The organism is Acidimicrobiales bacterium (assembly GCA_036399815.1).
Classification (GTDB): Bacteria; Actinomycetota; Acidimicrobiia; order Acidimicrobiales; family DASWMK01; genus DASWMK01.
The window spans coordinates 1-5,674 of the sequence record DASWMK010000120.1 but is presented as its reverse complement, the minus strand read 5'-3'; the positions used below and the strand labels follow the sequence as shown (position 1 = coordinate 5,674).

At 77.2% G+C, this 5,674-nt stretch carries 5 protein-coding genes; all 5 read right to left on the bottom strand.

Going from position 1 to position 5,674, the window contains the following annotated elements; all coding sequences use genetic code 11:
• Positions 1 to 1,111, bottom strand: a 1,111-nt coding sequence (locus tag VGB14_08430) for a hypothetical protein (GenBank protein ID HEX9992937.1), incomplete at its 3' end; no start/stop codon positions are given.
• Entirely contained in the window at positions 1,112 to 1,594 is a 483-nt protein-coding gene (locus tag VGB14_08425) for a phage tail protein (protein ID HEX9992936.1), read from the bottom strand. It abuts the gene before it with no gap.
• Positions 1,587 to 3,626, bottom strand: coding sequence for a phage tail sheath C-terminal domain-containing protein (locus tag VGB14_08420; GenBank protein HEX9992935.1), 2,040 nt, complete (start codon positions 3,624 to 3,626; stop codon positions 1,587 to 1,589). The genes VGB14_08425 and VGB14_08420 overlap by 8 nt, the downstream gene beginning before the upstream one ends.
• On the bottom strand, positions 3,623 to 4,084 hold the full coding sequence (locus VGB14_08415; protein ID HEX9992934.1) for a phage tail protein: 462 nt from the start codon (positions 4,082 to 4,084) through the stop codon (positions 3,623 to 3,625). Before VGB14_08415 ends, VGB14_08420 begins: the two co-directional genes overlap by 4 nt.
• 79 nt (positions 4,085 to 4,163) lie before the next feature.
• Positions 4,164 to 5,674, bottom strand: a 1,511-nt coding sequence (locus VGB14_08410) for a phage tail sheath subtilisin-like domain-containing protein (GenBank protein HEX9992933.1), incomplete at its 5' end; no start/stop codon positions are given.

Genomic DNA, 5,674 nt, shown 5'->3' with positions numbered 1-5,674 from the left:
ACGCCGCCCTCGCCCCGTCGGCCCGGGCGCCGGCGCTGGTGGCCCGGACGGCCTCGATGGCGGCGGTCACGCCGCCGGCGGCGGTGAGCGCGAAGGAGGCGGCCGGCGGGGGCGACGACCGGCCCGGCGCCGGCGTCGCGGCCACGGGCGGCGGGCCGGCCGTGGGCGCCGGGGCGGAGCCGGCGTCGAGGGCGGCGGCGAGCGAGGCGCCGGCGCCGCCGCCGATGCCGACGCCCACGCCGGCCGACGCCGAGCCGCCGACGGCCACGCCGATGCCGACCGACCCGCCGACCCCCACCGACCCGCCGAGCGACAGCGCCGCCCCCGCCCCGGCGGCGACCCCGGCGGACGCGCCGAGCCCGGCGGCGAAGCCGACGCTGGCGCCGAGCCCGGCCGAGGCCGACAGCCCCGCCGAGAAGTCCACCTGGGCGCCGGCGGTGAACCCGAGGCCGCCGCCGACCGACAGCTCGGCCGAGGCGACGGCCCGCCAGGCGGTCGGGTCGAGTCCGACCCTGGCCGCCAGCTCCACCGACGTCTCGCCGCCGAGCGCGAACGCCGTGCGGTCGCCGCCGCCCCCGGCGCCGCCCGGCCCGGCGAACCCGCCCGACCCCGGCGGCCGGTTGGCCCCTGCCCCCCGCTGGAGGGCCATCAGCTTCGGGTCCTGCTCCCGGATGGTGACCGACAGCTTCGCCCTGAGCGGCACGCCGTCGACGGCGAACAGGTCGAGGTCCTCGGTGAGCGACGTCATCACCCCGTCGACCACGACCGTCCCCCACCGGAACCGCACCCTCGGCGGCGCCTGCTTGGCCGACGTCGACGCCTCCTCGGACGGCAGCACGAACCGGGCGACGGCCCTGGTGCGCTCGCGCACGTCGACGGCCGACTCGGTGCTGCCCTCGTCGGCGGTGTCGAAGACCAGCTCGACGGACAGGGTCGTCGAGCTCGTGCCCGTGTACTGGGCCGGCTGTTCGCTGCCCGAGGTCGGCGTGACGTTGTTGGTCGTCTGGAGGCGCAGCGACGGCGGGTTGAACTGCACCTCGAGCGGCTCGCCCACCGGGTTGCCCTTGGGCGAGGCGTCGATCTCGACGAGCTGCGCGCGCAGGAGCGACATCTACGCCTCCACCAGCGCGAGGCCCTCGTGGGCGATGTGGAGCTCCTCCATGGCGACCTCCCCGGTGCGGGCGTTGAGCTGGGGCCCGGCGATGCGGGCGGGGAGGCCGCGACGGAACGACCACACGGCGACGGGCTCGGCGAGCGGGTCGAGCACCTCGACGGTGCCGTCGTAGCGGGCGACGGGGCGGACGCCGGCGACGACCCCCTGGACCCACTGCCACAGCTGGCGGTCGGCCGGGCCGCCGGCCGACGCCAGCATCCCCCGGCGCAGCACGAGCGGCTGGTAGCGGGCCCGGCCCACCCGCCGGACGACGGTGTCGTTGCGGCCGCCCTCCAGGTAGTCCTGCACGTCGACGGCGACCTCGAGCCCGGTGCACTCGGCGAACCCGCCGTCGCCGAGCCGGTCCGGGCCCTCGCCCTCGCCCGACCGGAACAGCGACACCCGGAACCGGAAGGCGCGGAGGAGGTCGGCCTCAGCCACGGTCCACCCCGCGCACGAGGCCGCCGTCGGTGCGGCACAGCTCGACCACGACGAACTCCAGCGGGCTGGCCGGCGCCAGGCCGATCTCGACCACGAGCCGGCCCTGGTCGGCGACGTGGGGCGGGTTGTTGGCCTCGTCGCAGCGCACGAAGAACGACTGGTCCTCGGTGGCCCCGGCGAACGCGCCGGCGTCCCACAGCCGGCGCAGCAGGTCCCGCAGCACCCGCCGCACCGTCGCGCGGAGGGACCGGTCGTTGGGCTCGAACACGAGCCACCGCAGCTCGGTCTCGATCGTCCGCTCGACGTAGGTGACGACCCGGCGGACCGAGAGCTGGCGCCACTCGCGGTCGCGGGAGAGCGTCCTCGCCCCGGTGAGGCGGATGCCGTCCCGCTCCGGCGCGAACACGTCGACGCCGGCGTGGTGGAGCTCGGCGTGGACGGGCGGCCGGAACCGCTCGGTGACGTCGACGACCCCCCTCGCCAGCTCGTTGGCCGGCCCGGCGACGACCCCCCGCTCGAGCTCCCGCCGGGCGACGATGCCGGCCGCCACCGCGCTGGGCGGCACGGCGGCGAGCTCGCCCTGGCCCCCTGCGCCCGGCCGGCGGACGAGCAGCCAGGGGTGGTACCCGGCGGCGAAGCGGCCGTCGAGGCGGGCGCGCCAGGCGAGGACGGCCCGCCGGTCCAGCCCGGGCGGGACGTCGAGGAGGGCGACGAACCGGCGGGAGGCCTCGGCCAGGTCGACGAGCGCCTGCTGGAGGGCGACGATGCGGTCGAGGTCGCCCGGCACCGACGGGTCGAGGCGGAGCCCCTCGAGGGCCGCGGACGGGGCGGGCACGGCCGGCGCCTCGATCCGCACGCACTCGTCGAACGCCGCGCCGGCGGTCGACCGGACCGGCGCCACCGGCGACGGCGCCGGCGTCCCCGGGTCGTACAGGTCGGGGACGACGACGATGCCGAGGTCGTCGACGGCGACGAGCGCCCCGACCCCCGACGCCAGGTCCTCGTCCTCGTCCGGCGGCCACGCGCCCCGCACGTCGTCGGGGGTGACGAGGGCCTCGTCGTCCCGGCCGCCGGCGAAGCCGGTGGTGGCCACGGCGGTGAGCGGCCCCACGGGGTCGAGGCGCTCGCCGGCCCACGCCGCGTCCGGCTCGACGAGCCCCGACCCGAGGGCGAGGACGTCGGCCAGGAACCGGGGGTGGGCGGGGTCGAGCCCGAGCCCGGCGTGGCGCTCGCCCCGCTCCACGTCGCCGGCCAGGTCGGTGACGACGGCCTCACCCTCCGCCAGCTCGACGGCCAGCGGCGCCCCGGCGAGGGGCGGGTCGAGGGCGAGGACGACGGTGGCGCCGGCCCGGTCGGGGCGGGGGACGCGCCGCCGGGCCACCACCCAGGTGCGGGCCGTGGTGCCGTCGGCCATCCGGGCGACGACCAGCGAGCCGGGCGGCACGGCGGCGGCCGTCGACGGGTCCAGCACCAGCTCGGCGCCGGTCGAGGCGGCCAGGTCGGCGGCGAACGGCCGCGCCGCCCACCGCAGCTCGACGTGGAGGGCGTCGCCCCACCGGCCCGGGCCCCGCGCCCGCAACCGCACCTCGCCGCCCCCGGCCCGCCGGAGCCCGGGCCGGTCGGCACCGCCCAGGTCGAACGCCCCGGTGGCGAACGCCGCGAGCCGCCGGTCCACGGCCGCGTCGGGCACGACCCGCACCACCCACGCCCTGCGCCCGCCCTGCTCGAAGAACGAGGCGACGGCGAGCGCCAGCCGGCCCGGCCCGTCCGCCCCGCCGAACGTGCGGCGGTAGGCGTCCCACGAGTCGACGGGCACGGCGACCGACCGCCGCCGCGGGAGCGCCACCCACTCGGCGGCCCGCAGGACGACCCGGCCGGTGCCGGGGGTGGGCACCCAGGCCGGCCCGCGCGGCGCCACGCCGACGAACCCGCAGCCGTCGAGCCGCACGCCGGCGAGGCCCGGCGCGGGCGGGGGCACCCGGACGGCGACGCCGGGCGGCCGGTCGGTGGGGGCGAGCGTCGGCGGCGTCATTCGTAGTCGACGTCCTCGCACACGAGGTGGAGCTCCTCCATGGCGACCTCGCCGCCGCCCTTCGCGCCGAGGGCCGGCCCGACCCACTTCGTGGGCTGGGCGTTGCGCAGCTTCCAGGTGGCGACCGGGTTCCTCGCCTCGTCGAGCAGGGTGATGATGACGGTCCTCGCGTCCCTCGCCCCCTCGCGCACGGCCTTCAGCCAGGCGTGCAGGTCGGTCGAGCCGATCAGCCCCCGCTTCAGCTGGATGTCGTCGTTCTTGTAGGTGTTGGCGATCTTGCGGGGCGTGTTGAACCGGTCGTTGCCGTTGCGGTACTCGCTGTACGAGACGGTCACCCCGAGGCCGGTGACGTCGGAGAACCCGCCCACCACCTGGCCCTCGTCGCCCGTGCCCTGGGGGCCGCCGAGGGAGACGAGGTAGTTGAACGTCCCGTACGGGTCGGAGCGCTGGGTCGCCATGGGAGCCTCCTCAGCTCGTCCGGGCGGGGGCCGTCGACCGGCCCGTCATGGAGGTCGGGCCCGTCGGCACCGGCCGCACTCACGCCATCCGCGCGTCGGCCGTCCACTGGCCGATGCGGAAGATCACGAACTCGGCGGGCTTGGTGGGGGCGACGCCGACGAGGCAGATGAGCCGGCCGTTGTCGAGGTCGTTCTGCGTCATCGTCGTGCGGTCGCAGCGCACGAAGTACGCCTCCTCCGGCTTGGCCCCGAGGAGCGCGCCGTCCCGCCACAGGACGAGGAGGAAGTCCTCCACCATGATGCGGACGTTCTGCCAGAGGCGGGCGTTGTTCGGCTCGAACACCGCCCAGTGGGTCGCGTCGTAGATCGAGTGCTCGATGTAGACGAACAGCCGCCTGACGTTGACGTACCGCCACTCCGGGTCCGACGAGAGCGTGCGGGCGCCCCACACCCGGTTGCCCCTCCCCTCGAAGAACCGCAGGGCGTTGATGCCCTCGGGGTTGAGGACCTCGTTGCGGGCGGTGTTGACGTTCGCCTCGAACTGGGTGAGCCCGCGCACCACCTCGTTGGCCGGCGCCTTGTGCACGCCGCGCTCGATGTCGCTCCTCGCCCAGATGCCGGCGACGAACCCGGAGGGCGGGAGCACCATCCGGGCCGGCGGCGCGCCGGCCTCGACCCGGCCGAGCGGGTCGAGGATCTCGATCCACGGGTGGTAGAGGGCCGCGTACTTCGAGTCGAACCGTCCCCGGAAGGCGCGGATCTCGTTCATCGAGCTGCCGGCCGGGCCGTCGACGATCGCCACCCGGAACCGGTTCCGCTCGGCCGCCCCGATGAGCCGGTCGGCGGCCTGCGCGCACGTGTCGGCGTCGGCGTAGGTGCTGCCGTCGGGGGCGGCGATGATGGCGATGTCGTCGACGTCGTCGAGCGCCTCGAGCCCGGTCGCCGGGATGCCGGCGTCGTCGGGGTCGGCCTCCCGGCCGGCGAGGTCGTCGGGCTGGGGCTTGTCGCCGTCGTTGCCGCCGGTCAGCCGGGCCGTCCCGGTGAGGGCGACGGCGAAGGCGGCCGCCTGGGCGGTGCTCGCCCCGCTGATCGCCGCCGGGTCGACGTCGCACCAGACGACGGCGTCCTCGTCCTCGGGGTCGTCGAGCTGGAGGATGCGGCCGATGAAGCGGCGGTGGGACGGGTGGGCGCCGAGGCCGGTGTAGGCGTCGACCCGGTCGGCGTCGACGGTCACGGTCACGGTCAGGTCGACGATGGCGATGGTGTCGGCCGCCCCGGGGGCGGCGCCGCCGACGAAGGTCTGGCGGCCGTCCGTGTCGACGGTGACGACCCGCAGCGTGTTGGCGTCGAGCGGCGCGTTGGCCGCCGGCTGGGCCGTCCCCGCCGCCGTCACCTCGACGAGGGACCCGGCGCCGGCCAGGCGGGCCTGCACGCCGTGGTCGGGGTGGACGAAGGCGACGTTGCGGCTCCTCGTGGCGCGCACGTCGACCAGCACCTCGCCGGCCTCGCCCGGCCACCTGGCCTGCCACCTCGCCGTCCCGAACGGTACGGGCGCCTCGGCCACGCCGGCGGCGTTGCCGGGGCCGCCCG